The following is a 16,775-nucleotide window of genomic DNA, read 5'->3' on the forward strand; positions in this document are numbered from 1 at the left end:
AAAAAAACGAAGAGACTGCGGCTGCTAGACTGAAGGTTCAGCGGTCAGCGATCGAGGATGCGAAGTCGGAGGTTGAGAAGGTGCGGTGGTTGGTTGAGCAGGGAGCGAAGACCCAACGCGAACATGCGGAGAGCAAGCGTGCGCTGGCTGCGCTCGAGGAGCAGGAGAGCGAGACGCTGAGGGCTCTCCACGAGCAGAGGTTGGAGTTTAAGAAGTTGAAGATCAACCTCGACGCGGCTGAGCGCGGAGCCCAGGAGCGGCTGCAAGCCTTGGCTGCGCAAGAATGGGCGCGGTGCCCTATCGATGGGAAAGTGACGGGCATCCGTGTCGAGTCGGTTGGTACGGATGGAATTGACGTTGTGGTCGAGATGGTGCAGACTGTGACCCATGGCTCAGGCACAACAAATGGGACTTTTTAAGAATTCCCCCATCATGTACATGGCTAATTCCTGCTGCCTCGTCTGCGGGGCTGACCTCACCGAGAAGCGTAAAGTAGCCGGCACATGCTCCAATAAATGCCGTCAAAAGCTCTACCGCCAACGCAAGAAAATCGAGCGCGAGCAAGGGGTGAAGCATAAGACAGTGGCTTAAGACTATTACGTAATAGTTTTACAGGTGTAAAACTATCGATTATATCTCTCACGTGATTCATGATTTCATGAAATCATGATTTCTATTTATCAGATACTTCCACCGATGTTTTTGAATTTTTCGACGAAGTCTGAAATCTTCTGAAATACGGTTTGTTTCTTGGTTTTGTACTGGGGGTTGAGTGGGCTCATTTTGGGCAAGGTGGCATTTAGGGCGGTGCCATTTTCGGACGCATACTCACGCTTCAAGGAGGCCTTTATGTAGCGTCTAGCCTCTGCTCTATTGAGGTTTTCATCGGCAATGATGGACTCAGCTTCGATACGTTGTTGTTCCTGGGCGTAGGCATAGAAGTCTTCCATGACGGAAGCTTTGTCGCCCATGGTATCGAGGTCGGTTTGATTGATGAAATCCACGACCAGGCTCTCTTTTGCGCGACTTCCTAAGCTAGCGCGGATGGCTTTTCGGACGTCTTCGATGAGGTCTTCTTTGGTGGTGTTGGCCTTCTTTTTATCGACGATGAGTTCGAGGATGTAGTCGAGGTTGATTTCTTGCGACTTGAGCAAGTCGACCTCGAAGACGACATCATCCCAATCGATGGTTGATTTATCGTTGTCGTTGTTTCCCCTCTCACGATTAATCCACTCACGGGTGTCGTTGTAGGTGGATCGATAGTCTTGGATTTCACGCTCTGATGGGACATCGATTTTTTTCATTTCCTCGATGTCGTCGTCGGTGAGGTAATGCTGCGCTTTGAATTCTTCGAGGGCATTGCCGTCTGATAGATCGACCTTTTGAAGTTCTTTGAGGCTGGTGAATTCGTCGTAGTTACTCAGCACGTTTTCCACGCGCAAGTATTCACCGAAGAGCTTAGCGAAAGCTTTCTTGTCTTCCTCTTTCTCAATGGCGCTCGGGTCGGGGAACTTTTCTTTGAGCTCGGCGACCACATCAACATATCCCCGGGAGGCTCTCCCGGTAGCGATGTCGGTGAAGCCTTCCATGTATTCCTTGTAGCTCTTCTCGAGCACCATGTTGCGCGTGTTCGCATCTCCGAAGAGTGTGATGGTGTCGATGGTGTTCTGTTCGAGGTCTCGGAAGGTGACGATGTTGCCGAATGACTTTGTCGCATCGTAGATACGGTTGGTACGTGAATAGGCCTGGAGCAGACCATGGTAGCGCAGGTTCTTGTCGACAAATAGCGTGTTCAAGGACGGTGCATCAAATCCAGTTAGGAACATGCCCACGACGATGAGTAGGTCGACTTCCTGTTTCTGCACGCGCAGCGCGAGGTCCCGGTAGTAATCCTGAAACCCTTTGCTATCGACGCCGAAATTGCCTTTGAACATGGCATTGTAGTCATTGATGGCAGCGGTGAGAAATTCTTTAGCGCTGCTATTCATGGCACTCACCTCGAAGCTTTCTTCTGGAATGTCGCCGATGGCGTCTTGTGCCTCATTTGCGGCAAAGGAAAAGATCGTAGCAACCTTCAGGCGCTTCGATGGCTCGCGATCTTGCTGCTGGATTTTGAATGCCTCGTAGTAGGCCTTGGCAGCAGCGACGCTGCTGACGGCGAACATGGCATTGAACCCTTTTGCGCCGATGTGGGCACGGTGGGTTTTAATGTTAAAATTCCGGAGAATGTATTCGGTGATTTCCCCGATGCGGTCCGGGTGCAGCAAGGCTTTCTTATTCTCTGCGGCACTGAGTTTTTTCTCATCTTTCTCCGACTCGATGGCCTTAAACTTCGGGCGCACGTCGTTGTAGTCGACCTTGAACTTGAGCACCTTTTCATCACGGATGGCATCGGTGATGACGTAGGAATGCAGCTGACGTCCGAAGACGCTGCCGGTGGTTTCCGCACCTGAAGCATTCTCTGGGAAAATAGGAGTCCCAGTGAAGCCGAATTGGTAGTATTTCTTGAACTTCTTCTGTAGGTTCTTTTGCGCCTCTCCGAACTGGCTGCGGTGGCATTCATCGAAGATGAAGACAACTTGCTTGTCGTAGATCGAGAGCTTTTCAGTGCCTCGCATGAGGTTGTTGAGCTTCTGGATGGTGGTAACGACGATTTTATCGTCTTCTTTATCGAGGTTACGTTTCAGCCCAGCGGTGCTATCGGATCCATTGACGCTATCGGGGGAAAAGCGTTGGTATTCTTTCATCGTTTGGTAATCGAGGTCTTTACGGTCGACGACGAAGAATACTTTATCGATGAAATCGAGGGTGGTGGCAATTTGCGCCGCCTTGAAGCTGGTGAGGGTCTTGCCTGAGCCCGTGGTGTGCCAGATATAGCCGCCGCTTTCTGTCTTCCCCCAGTTCTTGCCTTCATAGGCACCACGGATTTTCCAGAGGATGCGCTCGGTCGCTGCAATCTGGTAGGGACGCATGACTAACAAGGTGTCGCTGACATCGAAGACTGAGTACTTGAAGAGGACTTCGAGCACGGTGTTCTTCTGAAAGAAGGTCGCCGTGAAGTCCTTCAGGTCTTTGATCAGTGAGTTGTCCGACTTCGCCCAGTTCATGGTGAAGTCGAAGGTGTTCTTGTTGCGCTTGGTCGTGTTTGCGAAGTAGCGGCTGTCGGTGCCATTGGAGATGACGAAGAGCTGCAGGTACTTGTAGAGCGAGTTCTCAGAGTTGAAGCTTTCCTTGCTGTAGCGGTGGACCTGGTTGAAGGCCTCGCGGATCGCAACTCCACGCTTTTTGAGCTCCACCTGTACCATTGGCAGGCCGTTCACCAGGATGGTGACGTCATAGCGGTTTTTATGGGTTCCCGTTTGCTCAAACTGCTTGATGACTTGCAGCTTATTGTTGATCACATGCTTTTTATCGATGAGCTTGATGTTCTCGATGTGACCGTCGTCGAAGACGAAGTCTTTGATGTAATCATCATGGATCTTGCGTGCTTTATCGGTGCTGTTCTCGCTCGGTGGGTCGAGATATTGACTGACAAAGCGGCTCCATTCCTCGCTGGAGAACTTCACCTTGTTGAGATCTTCCAACTGCACGCGCACATTGGCGAGCATCGCCTCGGGCGTGGTGATGTGCTTGGCAAATTCGTAGCCTTGATTCACCAAGTCCTGGACAAATTCACGCTCGAGCGCGTCTTCGCTCTGGTGGCCGGTGTTTTTCTCTACATAGCGCTCGTAGCTATCGAGCACGATGAAGTTGTTGGTCTCGGCAATGGGTTTCAAGGTCTGGCTCATGGCTTAGGCGCTTTGTTGCTGTTCAGGTTTCGGGAAGCTCAGGAGCAAGTCGCGGTAGTATTCGTATTGCTTCTGGCGCAGCTCGATTTCGCGCGGGAGACCTTCGCTGATCGAGTGGGTGAGCGTGTCGAACTTGTCGAGAATGGCGACGATGCGGGCTTGCTCGGCGAGTGATTTGGCGGTGTCGTTTGGGAAGGGGATGGGGATTCTCAATTTTTCAATATCCTTTGCCTTTAAGTACCCTTGACCGGAATTGTTTTTTACCGAACAAAAATGACTTTTCATTTTAGGAGAATCAAAAAAGTGCAAAAAATAACTGCCATTCATCAAACTCTCATCAAGACGTACTAAATACATATTTTGCCCATAAAATTCTAAGTCAGATTTTTTTACCCGAGCAACCTCCCCTATTGTACCAATCATGCTGATTAGAAAGTCACCTGCTAGAATTGGTCTATTTTTTGACAATCTTCGATAATCATCTCGAGAAATAAACTTTATTTTATCGAAATGAATATTACCACCTCCAACATTCTTTGAGGTTATATAAGGTATTACCTCATCTTCATTAAACTTGGGCGTAGCGGGCATTATCCAAAACTTATCTACTAACAAGTCTTCTAGGTGCTTCCACTCCACATCTCCTACTTCGAAGGTGAGGAGCTGGTCGCGGTAGTGGTTGTATTGTTTTTTGCGGGCGTCTAGCTCGTTGGTTAGCTCGGTGGTTAGCTCGGTGAAGGTGTCGAGGATGCGCACGATCTCCGCTTGAATGGCGAGTGACTTAGACGGGTTTGAGGGGGATGGGATGGGGATTTGGAGTTGTTTTAGACTACTTGCATTCAGAGCAGGAATTCCATCGAAGGTGCACAATGTGTGAATGCTAGACTGCATATAGAGTAGTAGATGAAGTAAGTACTTAATTTCTATATTTGATCCCTCTTTAATACTGGCTGAATAGTTTAAATTACCTCGATAATATTTCCCCTCCTGCCATGTGATCGATCCAACACCAGCTCCCCTTGAGGTTATACCAATAGGATCATTTTCCGTATTCCATTGATCGATATACCCAAGCGGTTCTTTACCACTATTAATCACCGCGTATTCACCAGGGTTGTCGGCTATCATTCTTTTATTTACAGCCTGGCCTGTTCTAACCGTGGCAATCTCACCCAACGGCACCCACTCCACCTCTTCCCCATCGAGGAGCTTTTCTAGAAACTTGCTTTCGATCATGCTTGGCTCCCTTCGATTTCTGCGACGATGGAATCGATGCTGCTGCGGAGTGTATCGATTTTGGCGACGGTGGTTTCGAGCTGGTGGTTGAGCTCGGTGATGTTGATGACTTCGCGGGTGTCCTTGGCCTCGACGTAGGAGCTGACGGAGAGGTTGTAGTCGTTCGCGGCGACGTCCTCCATGCGGACCGACTTGGCGACGTGTTCGACGTCTTTTTTGCTGTCAAAGTGCGCGATGATGGATGCGATGTGGTCATCGGTCATCACGTTGTTGTTGGTTTCTTTTTTGAAGAATTTCTCGCCTGATGCGTCGATGAACTGGACGCGGGTGTCGGTTTTCTTTTTGGAGAGCACCATGATATTGACGGCGATGGTGGTGCCGAAGAAGAGGTTACCTGCGAGTGAAATAACGGATTCGACGTAGTTGTTGTCGACCAGGTATTGGCGAATCTTCTTCTCAGCGCCGGCACGGTAGAAGATGCCAGGGAAGCAGACCAAGGCCGCGCGACCTTTGGGAGAAAGGTAGTTGAGGCAGTGCATGACGAAGGCGAAGTCTGCCTTGCTCTTCGGAGCGAGCACCCCTGCGGGAGCGAAGCGCTCGTCATTGATCAAGGTGGGGTCATCGGAGCCCTTCCATTTGATAGAGTACGGTGGGTTCGAGACGATGGCATCGAAGGGCTTATCATCGCGCAGTTTCGGGTCGGTAAGGGTGTTTCCTAGCTGGATGTTGAACTTGTCGTAGTTCACGTTGTGCAGGAACATGTTCATGCGCGCCAGGTTGTAGGTGGTGTGGTTGATTTCCTGGCCGAAGAATCCTTCCTCGATGCGGTGGTCTTCGATGTGCTTTTTCGCCTGAAGCAAGAGCGATCCAGAACCAGCGGCAGGGTCGTAGACCTTGTTCACGCTGTCTTGGCCGTGGATGGCAAGCTGCGCGATGAGCTTGGAAACCTGCTGTGGGGTGAAGAATTCACCACCAGATTTCCCAGCATTGGCGGCGTAGTTGGAGATGAGGAATTCGTAGGCATCACCGAAGAGGTCGATTTGATTGTCCTCGAAGTCGCCGAAGTCGAGCTCAGCCACGCCCTTGAGCACGGCAGCGAGGCGCGCATTCTTATCCTTGACCGTCTGGCCAAGGCGGTTGCTGGTGGTGTCGAAGTCTGCGAAGAGGTCCTTGATGTCTTCCTCGGAGTCGAAGCCCATGGCTGATCCTTCGATGGCATCGAAGATCGCCTTGAGGTCGGTGTTCAGGTTTTCATTGTGGTTCGCGGAGGCGACCACATTGGCGAAAAGCTGGCTTGGGTAAATGAAGTACCCCTTTGTTTTGATGGCATCGCTCTTGATGTCAGGGGTGATGATAGAGTCATCGAGCGCAGCGTAGTTGATGCTGTCGTCGCCGGCTTCAATGTAGCGGGAGAAATTTTCACTGACGAATCGATAGAAGAGTGCGCCCAGGACATATTGCTTGAAATCCCAACCGTCCACGGTGCCGCGCACGTCATTGGCAATCTGCCAGATTCTTCTCTTTAGTTCGTCAAATTGTTGGTTGCTTGTCATTTTTTCTAAACGTAATTCTGCTAGCCTTCAGGTCGAGCATAGATAGAGGGTGGGACAATAAGTGTCCCAACCAAGCGAAGCGTCGACACGTTAGGTTCGATTCGCAGTATGATTTATTCCATTATGGAAAATTGGAAGGCTGATCATCACCTCGTTTGTTCCATTATGGAAAACGGGAATTCGAATGCCGGATTTCTAAGCATACCATTGCTAGAATCAAGATCCGTGTTTTTTGATCACGTTATCTAGGGCTTCGGTTAGGAGGGAGGTCATGGAGCGGCAGGTGAGGGCTGAGGCTACCTTGAGCTGCTTTTTTTGTTCCTCGGTGCAGTAGACTTGGATGGGGACTTTTGCTTCCGATTCCTTTTCGCTCTTCAGCGTGTCGACTGGGCGCGAGACGTTCTTGGTCGCGCTCTTGAGGCTGTCTAAGTTGATTGAGGGCTTTTTCTTTGGCATGGAAACGAGTAAATCACATTTTCATGAATTCATGAAATCATATTTTCATGAATTTGTGAATAGCGGCGATTTCTTCTGCGGCTTTGCCTCTTGGCTCGTATTCCTGGACCCCCTCGCCTTCGATTAGTGAGCGTCTGTAGGCAACTCTGGTGCCTAACCATTGAGGGCAGACTTTCATTTTTAGCTCTTTTAGTAGCGCTTCCGATTCTTCGCGGTCGCGTGTGCTGTAGTGCTCGACCATCGAGAGCACCATGAAGGCTTTGCATTTGTCTTTGAGCTTGGCCATTTCGATGAGGTCAATCGTGTTGGAGATGGCGCGCAGGTCCATGATCGATGGCTTACAGGTGACGGCAATGACATCGGCAATTTCTACGGCTTCCAATGAGTCCTTGTTGGAGGTGGGTGCGGTATCGATGAAGAAGTGGTCGAAGCCTTGTTCCTCGGCTGCTGCGTGCAGCTGCTTGAGCCCTTTGGAATCGGTCGCCTGGACGTAGGGGAAATCGTCAGCGCGTGCCGTGTGCCACATCGAGCTAGATTGCTGAGAGTCCATGTCTGCGATCATCGCGGACTTTCCTTTGAGCTGGGAAGCGACCGCGAGGTTGATTGCCAGGGTGGTTTTTCCAGATCCCCCCTTTTGGGACAGAATGCAGACTGTTTTCATGGAAGCATGAAATCATGAAATCATGAAGAGTCAATGCGATAGCCCTCCATATTGGTTTGAGTGCCATTTCAGGGGAATGGAAATTCCCGCGAAATGAAACGCATTAACCGTCTAGCAGCTGGAGGAAGCGCAGTGGGTCAAGCGTTCCCGCAGGAGTATAGCGACGAGGACAAGGCTTTACGCAATGCGCGCAGCTGCATGGTGGGTGCTGGACTGAGCGCAAGGCGCTGTGTCCAGCACGAGGACGGAGTCCATTAAAGGTGATCCGCGGAAGCGTGTGTGAGACGTGAGTGGTTGCGGTGCAAAGCGTGTCCTAGCAGAATGCCAGGACTGAGCGAAGCGTCCGCAGAAACGGCAGACGAAGCACTGGCTGGAGCAGGCTGAATTCCCAAAGGGGTTTACAGAAGGGGATTTTTTGTTAGGTTGCGGGCTGCCACCTTGAGGCAGTGTATTAAAAACGACAAAAACGATAGAAGAAGGCTGGAGCATGCTCCGGCCTTCTTTGCGATTGTTGCACATCTTCATGAAATCATGATTTCATGAATCATTGAACCCGAAGGGGTGACTGGGCGCAATATGCGTCAATGGTGGGTGCAGCACTGAGCGCAAAGCGCTGTGTCCAACACGAGGGCGGAGCCCATTAAAGGTGATCCGCGGAAGCGTGTGTGAGACGTGAGTGAATGCGGTGCGAAGCGTGTCCTAGCAGAATGCCAGGACCGAGCGAAGTGTCCGCAGAAACGGCAGACGAAGCACTGGCTGGAGCAGGCTGATTTTCCATAATGGAACAAACTAAGAGACCACGCCGTTCCAATTTTACATAATGGAATAAACTAAGAGGCCACGCCGTTCCAATTTTACATAATGGAATAAAGTAAAATTAAACACTCTGTGAGACCGTTTTTTCACAGGCACAAGGCTACCAAGTCTTTCATAAATTAACCTTTAGATAAAAGCATGGCACACTCTTTCTTAAGGGCAGTGGGAATCCTTATTCTCATCCCGTTCTCCATTCTATTCGGATACCCACTCTATGTGGGATTCCAGAAGTTAAACATTCAGTCAGAACTGTACCATGGGTATATCGATTTCGCGTTCTTTGGAATTTTCATCATTTTCATCAGCGCTTTGGCTCTACTAAACCCCAAAAAAGAAGAGGAGGAGTGATATGGATACGATTAAAGGACTCCTCTCAGATTTTTTCAAATTCCTCATTCTTCCACTGAGTGACCTCCAGAATTGGGACCCGCTTTTTTTCGTAACCACCAGCCTAACTCTCGTTTTACTAGGACTATGTTTCATCAGAAAAATTCGCTTTCCTAGATTTCTATGGATAAGCACCCTCCTTTGGATTCTTTCTCTTTCTCTCTTCTTCAATTCATGGGCTTACCATTATGAAAACATATTAAGCCAGGAAGCTCCTTTTTCAGACGCTGACTCCTATGAACTCGTAGAGTATCGATTAGCAAAAGGATCTACATCAAAATACCTTGCGGACATCAAACCTAAGGATTCTGCTGAGGCTGTTTTTGCAGAGAGTAATGTTCACACCTGGGTCTATAAGAATACAAAGCACCCGAATGACCCACCCATTGTGTGGGATCTTGATGAATTAACTCCCCCCGCTTCCTTAAGATTTATTCGAAAATCATGGTTATGGCATAAATTTGCTTCCTACGATATTTCCTACAACCAAGTCACTGTCATCGACACACGATCCAACAAGATCCTAAAAACTATCACATACTAACACTTTTTCATGAAATCATGATTTCATGAATCATTGAACCCGAAGGGGTGACTGGGCGCTGGATTAGGGCGCCGGATTAAACGGCCCCGGATGGATGATGGTCTGGAGGGGGGTGGTCGGTGATGGAGGGCTTAATCTGGCGGCTGCAACGATCGACCGAGGGAGGGGCAAGCGGCACTACTGGGAGCGCAGCGACCAGTAGTGCCGCGCAGGCAGGGTGGGGGTGGACGTGGAGTGCGCAGCACGGCGGCCACCTGCGCCCGACCTCCGTCGGCAAATCAAAGGCGCAAGCGTGCGAGCTCGCCTGTTCTAACGCTCACCCGCAGCGCCCGGCGCCAGGTAGCCAACGAAAGACCAGAAAGGTAGTCGATAGCCGCGAGGGTGGGGCAAGCACCCACCTGCGATGCGCCTTGCAGGCGCGTGACGTGCGCACCCGCGCAGCCCCACCCGAGCGGGGAGCTGAGAGCGGCAGCTGGAGCGCGGCATTGCCGAGCGTCTGACGCTGCTCAGCGGTGTGATGGATATCGAGCGAAGCTGCGCACGCAATTCTCATCTGTGTGAGGAACGAACGCGTGAGAATGCCGCGCGGCTGCAGCGTTGTTCGCCTTTGCCTGAGAAAGTGAGTCATAGGCGCGGGATGTGCTTTGGCACAGCGCGTGACTCTGACGGGTGGGAAATGTTGGGATTGGACGAGCCGCCTTTGGTGCTTTGATACTGATCGTGTGTTAGTTAACGCAGTTAGCCGTTGGCGGATTTGTCGGGTGATGGATTGTCTTGCGCACTAACAGCATAAAAGTTAGATTAGAGGATGTGTTCTTTCCTCTTGCTATGTGTAACGATAAAACCTATAAGCCTGTAACGCCTTCAGCGTGTTGAGAATGTCGGAAACTCTCGAAATAAATGAAGCGCGTAATTCTAGACGTATACCGCTAAGGTATAGGCTGTTGGGACTATTGCGCAAAATAGCTCAAGACTCGAGAGGGGCTTGGGCTCGTCTTGATATGGACAAGGTTAGTGTAACGTTTTCTTGTTCCAAACGGCAACTCCAGAGGTGTTTGAACGAGATCCGCGAGGAGGAGAAATTGTGCCGTGAATTTGTTTTTCGCTCTGCGAATAAGACAGAAGGGCGGGGGAGAATGGTGCTTTTCTGTTGTTTTGATTGGTACGAGGAGAATCAGCGTGAGGCATTTGATAAAACAGCCGAAGGGAAGAAGCGCGGATTGCGCGAAAGTTTCCAACCTGGGGCAGCTTTGATTGAAGGTGTTGCGTTTGCTAAGAAACGACCAAGTGACATTGATAAAGAACTAGCCTCTAAAGAGGCAGAATTTAACAACACTCGCAAACGCTCGAAGAATTCGTTAAGAGTTCTCTCATTTTCATTTTCTAGACAGCTCATGCGCCAAGGGTGGAAAGACAGGTTTAAGAGATTAATGTTAACACACAATGAGTTAGCTAGGATTTTGCACCGAGCTTTTAAGGCTGGATACTGGCGCGATGATGTTGAGAAGGCGGCTGCCAGGGCTTTCCGCATTGCTGATTCTGCCACGGCTGACGGCTTGGCTAGATCCCCATTGGCCTACGCTTCTCACCTTTTCAAGTTAGAGCTGGAGAAATGCCGTTCGAGTGCAAGTGAATGTGTGGATCGAGCGCGGAGGTATTGGACTGACCAAGTGACATTTGCAAAGCGGTGCCAAGACGAACTGGCTTCTGCATTGGGGGAGACTCCGGTTAGGAGTTACCCACCGAGATTGATAGATGCATGCGAAAGGTACGGGATTAAGTTATGAAAAACCGAGTCTATTTAGTAGTGATTTCCCTTCCGAGCTACGAATATTCTGTCGGTCTTTTTCAATCAATACTTTGTCCCATTCTATCAGGGAGCGGACTTTCCATCGCTTCAAGTTCCCTCTATTTAGATCGGGAGATGGCAAGCGTCCTTCTTTTCTCCATCTCCATAAAGTCACCTTGGATTTTACGCCGTACCATTCCGCTACTTCGTCGGGAGTAAGGTAGCGTTCGAGTTCGATTATGGATGAATTGGGAGAAACCATAAGTTAAACTTAGCACGTATATGCAATGCTATGCAATGGGCTTTTGGTTAGGGTGATATGTTGGAGATCAGCAAGAAGTGATGATTTAACGCAAGATTCTACAATTTAATGTAAAGTGTGATTTCAATTTGCGGTGGTTTTGTTGGGTTATTTGTCGGTTAAGTCTTTGTTTTATAGGGTTCTGAGGTGTTTGGTTCGGGGCTTTTCGACTTTGCGTTAAATTATGATTTAATGTGAAGTCTATTATTGACTGGTTAGAGGTATTTGTGTATCAAGTGGATATATTGCGAGGCGCGCAAATTTGGCGAAAAAATTGACGAACGAGCCGAGCGCGCCTATGTATAGAATTTCCGACATAAAAACACGCGAGCTGTTGCGCAACTTTTCAGACTGGATTCAGTATGAGAAGGGACTAGCGAAGGGGACTGCGGATGCTTACTTAGGTGATCTCCAACGTTTCTTTCATCAGTCTAGCGCAACAGCTCTCTCTCTTTCTACGCAGGATTTGCGAGCTTACCTGTCTGAGTTAGGGCGTGCGAAGAAGGAGCCGAGTTACTTGGCGCGGGTGGTTTCGAGTTTTCGGGCGTTTTTTGATTACCTAGTGCGGGTGGAGAAAGTGCGGATGGATAATCCGGCTTCTGAAATCTCCAAGCCGAAGTTACCGAAGCGGATGCCTGAGACGATTACGACGGATGAGGTGCAGCGGGTGATTCGCTGCGCCTTTACTGAGAGTAGGAGGAATGACCGCACAAGGAACTGGGCGTTGATGTCTTGGCTTTATTCTAGCGGGATGCGGGTGAGTGAGGTTGCTGCGATGAATGTGCGGGATTTGAAATACGAGAGCGGCTTGCCGCGCTCGCTGAAGGTTATCGGGAAAGGGAATAAGGAGCGGCTGGTGTATGTGTCTGAGAATGCGGGGAAGGCATTGCGGCAGTGGTTAGATGAGCGCTCGACCTTGCATGGGGATCTGACACCGGATAAGCGGTCGGATGCGGTGTGGGTGCATCGGAGGCATGGAAGTCTCGAGAGGTTGAAGACGCGCGCGATTCAGCATATCTGCGAGCGGTGCGGGAATTATGCCAATTTACCGTTTCGATTGCATCCGCATATGATGCGGCACACCTTCGCGACTGCTGCGATTCGCAACGGTGCGCAGCTCCATGCGGTGAAAGATGCGCTGGGGCATGAGAGCCTGGCGACGACAGGAATTTATCTCCATGCAGACGCCTCGGACTTAGAAAAGCTTGCAGAAAGTCTCCCTAACGTTATTTGTTAGGGAATGAGGAGAAATCTAACAACTATCGGCATGTGTGTCGGATTCTTTGTTTTAGGCAGCCTGAAGGGTGATGATTTATTGGATCTTATTGTGGGAGATGGCTCGAAGCCATTGGGGGAAAAAGTAGAGTCGATGGGGAGGCCATTGAATGCGGATGAGATCAAGGGGCTAGGGTCGAAGGTGATGCAGGAGTCTGGACACGACATGAGCAAGGTCGCGCACATTCAAGGTCTGACGACTAAGTATGGTTATGTGGTGACCGCTTTAGGAGATGAGAAGCAATTTATTGCGCAGTGCTTTATTCATTCGAGTTTGAATGAAGCGGAATGCGTTGGAGTGAATGACTGAGATATACGGCAGAGATGACGAAGCTAGGCAACTGCTGAAGCATGTTGCGAGCGGTCAATCTGTCTTGGTGGTGGGGGATGCAGGATTAGGGAAGTCGGCATTTCTGTCGTGGTTGGCTCCTGCGCTGCGGGAGTTAGGGCCGGTTTGCGAAGCGGAGCGTACTGGTCCCGCATTTGGATCTTTTTTAAAGGTTCTTTTCGATTTCGCGCATCAGCGGAAGTGGTTGAAGTATGAGGACTGGAAGAGTTTTGGGAAGGTGCACCGCACCAATGACGAGAAGGCGAAGCAGCTTGTTAGTGTGTTTGCAAAGCACCCTGAGACGATTCTCATTATCGATGATAATTCGACGGTGACGGCAGGGAATCGGCCATGGTTAGAGCAGCTTGTCGATTCCTGCATTGTGATTGCCGGCATCGAGCCCAAGCATCTCCTTAAGGCTGGGACGAAGCGGTATTGGAAGCGCTTTGTGGAATTGCTGATTGAGCCCTTGGATAGCAAATCGAGTGCCGCTCTGCTCGAGGACTTGATTGCACAATACGAAATCACTGCGGACGATTCGGAAGCGTATCGCAAGCGGGTTTTGGCCTTGGCTCAGGGTTCTCCATACGAGCTGCAACGGCTCACGAAGCAGCACAGCGGGAAGACGGTGGTGCGTGTGTCAGCGATTGCGAAGGAGGCCGAAAGTTTGGTCGATAGGGATGTGAAGTATGTTGCTCTGGCTCCCTTACTTTTATTATTTTTAGTGTTGTTAGCGGGTGGTCGCTATCTGGCGCGTGCGCGCTCGGATACGGACGCTCTGGTGATCTCTGGCTTTGCCATGGTCACCCTTATTATTTTATCTCCATGGATTCGCAGAAGCTTAAAGCCGCGCTCCTCTTAGTCGTTCTTTTGACTGGATGTCAGAGCCTCCCCCCCGTTCCGTCCTACCAATGGAGCGACGAGACAGCGCGCGCTTCTGCGAATCTTCAGCCCGAAATTCTGCGCGCTGAGCGGAAGTTTTCGGAGGAGAAAAGGCGGGAAAATTGGAGCACGAAGCTAGCGGAGGCATCGCGTGTTGGGGTGACGGCAACTTCGGACGGTGGAGCGGTTCCGGTGTTTTCGGTGGATTTGCTGAAGTTGACCAGGGCAGACGAAACCACGGAGGAGGCAGCGGCGAGATTGAACCAGCTCAAGCGGCAGCATGAGATTGCGGTGAGGGCTGGGAAACGTGAGCTCCGGACAAGCAATGCACAGTTGCGCGCTCTGGAGCTTGAAAAGAAGGCGTTAGAGTTAGAGCTGAAAGCGCAACAGGCACTTTACGCGAAGGGCGATGTGCGCGAATCGGAGGTTGCGAGCGTCCAGGCGAAGCTGGCACGCGCGGAGTCGGCATTGGTCAATGCGCAGAATGCTCGAGCCGCCAAGGTGGATGCGCTGGAGAGCCTGACTTTGTTGGAGAGGGGGAAGCTGGAGTGATTACACTTAGGCTCTTAAACGCTAACATTTTTTATGTTTGATAGAGATCCCATTTTAGACTTATTTCTTTGACTGATCAAACTACTGATCCCGCTGCTTTTATAAATCACTTCCGCGTTGGAACCATTATTTTCATAGGTCGGATTACATTATGATTATTCTGCAGTAACATGAATACAAGGAATCTACCGACTAAACACCAATAGTGCTGATTACTTGTTTTTAGTAAAACCATGGCTTTTTACAGCCAAAAATAAAAATGACATGCAAAGTGCAAACGCAATTACAGAAGAAGAGTTAGACAGGTTCTTAAATGAAGAATTTGAACCCGAAGGTCTAAACTACATTGAAGAAGTGATGGCCGATGATCAAGGGACTGATGAAGATGGACTTGTGAAAAGATTTGGAGGCCCCCCAGGACGCCGCCGATACAAATCAAAGCAGAAGACGAAATCCTACTTCAAGAAGCAGAAGCGTGATCTTAAAAAGACGATTCGAGAAACAGTGTGTAAGCTCGTGATAGATATTCTTCCTGATGAAGATTACTTGAAGGAACTAGCTAAAAAGCTGACGGATGCCTTAATTAAAGTTATACCTGTTGGTGTCGATATCATTCTTAGCTTACTCAGAAAGCTTTTTGAGAAGGCTATCTTTAAGGTGTTACAATGGTTGCTGGGTCTACTTGAGGCAGGTGTCGAGAGGATTTGCGACGGAGTCGATGAAGATACACCATCACCATTGGCGCCCGTATTAGCCTAAATGTTAACCTTTCTAGCCGCTTTCAATATCTATTAGAGGTCGGCAAGGTAAACTTACTTACCTCATTCTAACTACGTTCTTTAGAAGACTGTTAGAATGAGGTATCATGCCTTTTTCTAGGCATGAAAGATTTAACGCATTTGTGTGTGGGGGCAGCTGTCGGGGTGGTCTGCACTGGGTTTGATAGTTCGCCCGATGCGGTGGGGTGGGCTGCGTTGTTGGTTGGGAGTTTGTTGCCGGATATTGACCACAAGCGGAGCTTCATTGGGAAGTATGTGCCGTGGGTTTCAGCGACTTTGGAGAGGAAGTTTGGGCATCGGACATTGACGCATTCATTGTTGGGTTTTGCGTTATTTGCTCTGGCTCTGTCACCTACGCTTATTTTTAGTGATTCTCTATTGCCATGGGCGCTGATGGGGATTGCATCGCATGTGTTGTTGGACACCTTTAACATCCAAGGTGTCCCCCTTTTCTATCCGTTTTCTCGCCTTGAGTTCGTGGCTTTTCATAACCGAGCTTGGCGTATCCCCTACGGTTCACCTGCTGAGATGACTCTGTTAGCGTGTGTGAGTCTCGGTACGCTTGCGCTGATTCCCTTGGCTAAGGGTGGGTTTTCTCCTGCTTTCCATCGGATGGTGGGAAGTCCTGGTGCGACGGTTGAAGATTTTCAGCGCTGGCGCGATGATTTCAAAGTCTACGCGCTGCTCGATGGGGATGCGCCATTGCAGCGCGAGGCGCAGCGTGGGAGGAGGTTTAGGATTTTGGATGCATTAGGCCCTGAGATGTTGTTGGTCGAGGACGAGAGCGGGAGAGCGTACCGGGTTGCGGCAGGCTCGCAGGCCGATGAGGCTGAAATGTGGGCATTTCGGGTGACGGCTGAGAAGGGGGAGGAAATCGCCGTGAGACGTTGGACGGTTGAGATGACTGGGCGCAGTATTGGTGATTTGTTGGATTTGCTGCCTGAATCTGGAGAGTGTTTTGTGAATGCGGATCTGGTGCTTGCGACTTCATGGCAGCACAAGCCGATTACAGGCGAGTTTTCGCGCGCGAGTGCGAGCGGGAGCAATCTAACCTTGCGCAGTGCCAGGGGCGAAGATTTGCGCGCTATCCGTAACGTGGTTGTCGCATCGGGCGTTGCACTTGTGCGCGCAGAATTTGAGCATGGGAAGGCTGAGGGGATGGCCGAGGTGGATCATTTCACGAAGCACGCGCGGGAGGTTTTGTTGGAGGATTTACCAGACATGCAGTCGTGCCTGGTGAATGTTGGAGATGAGGTGCGTGAAGGTCAGGCTTTGGTACGGAATGCGCACAAGGAAAAGGTGCTTAGTGAGCGTTCAAAGCTTGGCGATGCGCGTGCGCAGCTTTTACTGGCTGCCGAAACGATGCAAAAAAACGAAGAGACTGCGGCTGCTAGACTGAAGGTTCAGCGGTCAGCGATCGAGGATGCG

General features: G+C 50.1%; 16 protein-coding genes. 10 read left to right on the top strand and 6 right to left on the bottom strand.

The window, feature by feature from the left end; genetic code table 11:
• Together ACFSW8_RS15235 and ACFSW8_RS15240 are read left to right on the top strand one after the other, a co-directional pair.
• The coding region (locus ACFSW8_RS15235; protein ID WP_377178681.1) for an HlyD family secretion protein at window positions 1-419 on the top strand (419 nt) is incomplete at its 5' end.
• On the top strand, window positions 406-591 hold the full coding sequence (locus ACFSW8_RS15240; RefSeq protein ID WP_377178683.1) for a hypothetical protein: 186 nt from the start codon (window positions 406-408) through the stop codon (window positions 589-591). The genes ACFSW8_RS15235 and ACFSW8_RS15240, both read left to right, overlap by 14 nt.
• Window positions 592-680: 89 nt before the next feature.
• Here ACFSW8_RS15240 and ACFSW8_RS15245 read toward each other — a convergent pair whose 3' ends face one another.
• The 5 genes from ACFSW8_RS15245 to ACFSW8_RS15265 all read right to left on the bottom strand — a co-directional run bounded on the left by ACFSW8_RS15245 (window position 681) and on the right by ACFSW8_RS15265 (window position 7,694).
• A complete protein-coding gene (locus ACFSW8_RS15245) occupies window positions 681-3,788 on the bottom strand; it encodes a type I restriction endonuclease subunit R, EcoR124 family (protein ID WP_377085877.1) in 3,108 nt (1,035 codons plus the stop codon).
• Between the two features lie 3 nt (window positions 3,789-3,791).
• A complete protein-coding gene (locus tag ACFSW8_RS15250; protein ID WP_377085910.1) occupies window positions 3,792-5,024 on the bottom strand; it encodes a restriction endonuclease subunit S in 1,233 nt (410 codons plus the stop codon).
• On the bottom strand, window positions 5,021-6,577 hold the full coding sequence (locus ACFSW8_RS15255) for a type I restriction-modification system subunit M (RefSeq protein WP_377085908.1): 1,557 nt from the start codon (window positions 6,575-6,577) through the stop codon (window positions 5,021-5,023). The genes ACFSW8_RS15250 and ACFSW8_RS15255 overlap by 4 nt, the downstream gene beginning before the upstream one ends.
• A 216-nt stretch (window positions 6,578-6,793) precedes the next feature.
• Window positions 6,794-7,033, bottom strand: a complete 240-nt coding sequence (locus ACFSW8_RS15260) for a hypothetical protein (protein WP_377085849.1) — start codon at window positions 7,031-7,033, stop codon at window positions 6,794-6,796.
• Window positions 7,034-7,070: 37 nt separating this feature from the next.
• Window positions 7,071-7,694, bottom strand: coding sequence for an AAA family ATPase (locus ACFSW8_RS15265; protein WP_377085907.1), 624 nt, complete (start codon window positions 7,692-7,694; stop codon window positions 7,071-7,073).
• A gap of 1,165 nt (window positions 7,695-8,859) precedes the next feature.
• Between ACFSW8_RS15265 and ACFSW8_RS15270 the strand changes: the two genes are divergently transcribed.
• The gene (locus tag ACFSW8_RS15270; RefSeq protein ID WP_377085857.1) at window positions 8,860-9,441 is read left to right on the top strand and encodes a hypothetical protein; all 582 of its coding nucleotides are present in this window, start codon (window positions 8,860-8,862) and stop codon (window positions 9,439-9,441) included.
• A gap of 1,136 nt (window positions 9,442-10,577) precedes the next feature.
• A complete protein-coding gene (locus tag ACFSW8_RS15275) occupies window positions 10,578-11,228 on the top strand; it encodes a hypothetical protein (RefSeq protein WP_377178685.1) in 651 nt (216 codons plus the stop codon).
• On the opposite strand, the gene ACFSW8_RS15280 is transcribed toward ACFSW8_RS15275, so the two are convergent.
• The gene (locus ACFSW8_RS15280; RefSeq protein ID WP_377085864.1) at window positions 11,223-11,492 is read right to left on the bottom strand and encodes a helix-turn-helix transcriptional regulator; all 270 of its coding nucleotides are present in this window, start codon (window positions 11,490-11,492) and stop codon (window positions 11,223-11,225) included. The two genes, ACFSW8_RS15275 and ACFSW8_RS15280, sit on opposite strands and share 6 nt — an antisense overlap.
• A 337-nt stretch (window positions 11,493-11,829) precedes the next feature.
• Between ACFSW8_RS15280 and ACFSW8_RS15285 the strand changes: the two genes are divergently transcribed.
• From ACFSW8_RS15285 to ACFSW8_RS15310, 6 genes are all read left to right on the top strand, one after another.
• Complete coding sequence (locus ACFSW8_RS15285) at window positions 11,830-12,768, top strand: tyrosine-type recombinase/integrase (RefSeq protein ID WP_377178687.1); 939 nt, start codon at window positions 11,830-11,832, stop codon at window positions 12,766-12,768.
• Window positions 12,769-12,798: 30 nt separating this feature from the next.
• Window positions 12,799-13,116 (top strand): hypothetical protein, encoded by a 318-nt coding sequence (locus ACFSW8_RS15290; protein ID WP_377178689.1) that lies wholly within the window; start codon window positions 12,799-12,801, stop codon window positions 13,114-13,116.
• Window positions 13,109-13,996, top strand: coding sequence for a hypothetical protein (locus ACFSW8_RS15295; RefSeq protein ID WP_377085869.1), 888 nt, complete (start codon window positions 13,109-13,111; stop codon window positions 13,994-13,996). The genes ACFSW8_RS15290 and ACFSW8_RS15295 overlap by 8 nt, the downstream gene beginning before the upstream one ends.
• Window positions 13,997-14,004: 8 nt before the next feature.
• Window positions 14,005-14,568 carry an HlyD family secretion protein gene (locus tag ACFSW8_RS15300; RefSeq protein WP_377178691.1) on the top strand — a complete coding sequence of 188 codons (564 nt, stop codon included), beginning with the start codon at window positions 14,005-14,007 and terminating at the stop codon, window positions 14,566-14,568.
• Window positions 14,569-14,784: 216 nt separating this feature from the next.
• A complete protein-coding gene (locus ACFSW8_RS15305; protein WP_377178693.1) occupies window positions 14,785-15,327 on the top strand; it encodes a hypothetical protein in 543 nt (180 codons plus the stop codon).
• Window positions 15,328-15,449: 122 nt separating this feature from the next.
• A partial coding sequence (locus ACFSW8_RS15310; RefSeq protein WP_377178695.1) for a metal-dependent hydrolase occupies window positions 15,450-16,775 on the top strand: 1,326 nt, incomplete at its 3' end.

It is taken from the genome of Rubritalea tangerina (genome assembly GCF_042683245.1).
Taxonomy (GTDB): Bacteria; Verrucomicrobiota; Verrucomicrobiia; order Verrucomicrobiales; family Akkermansiaceae; genus Rubritalea; species Rubritalea tangerina.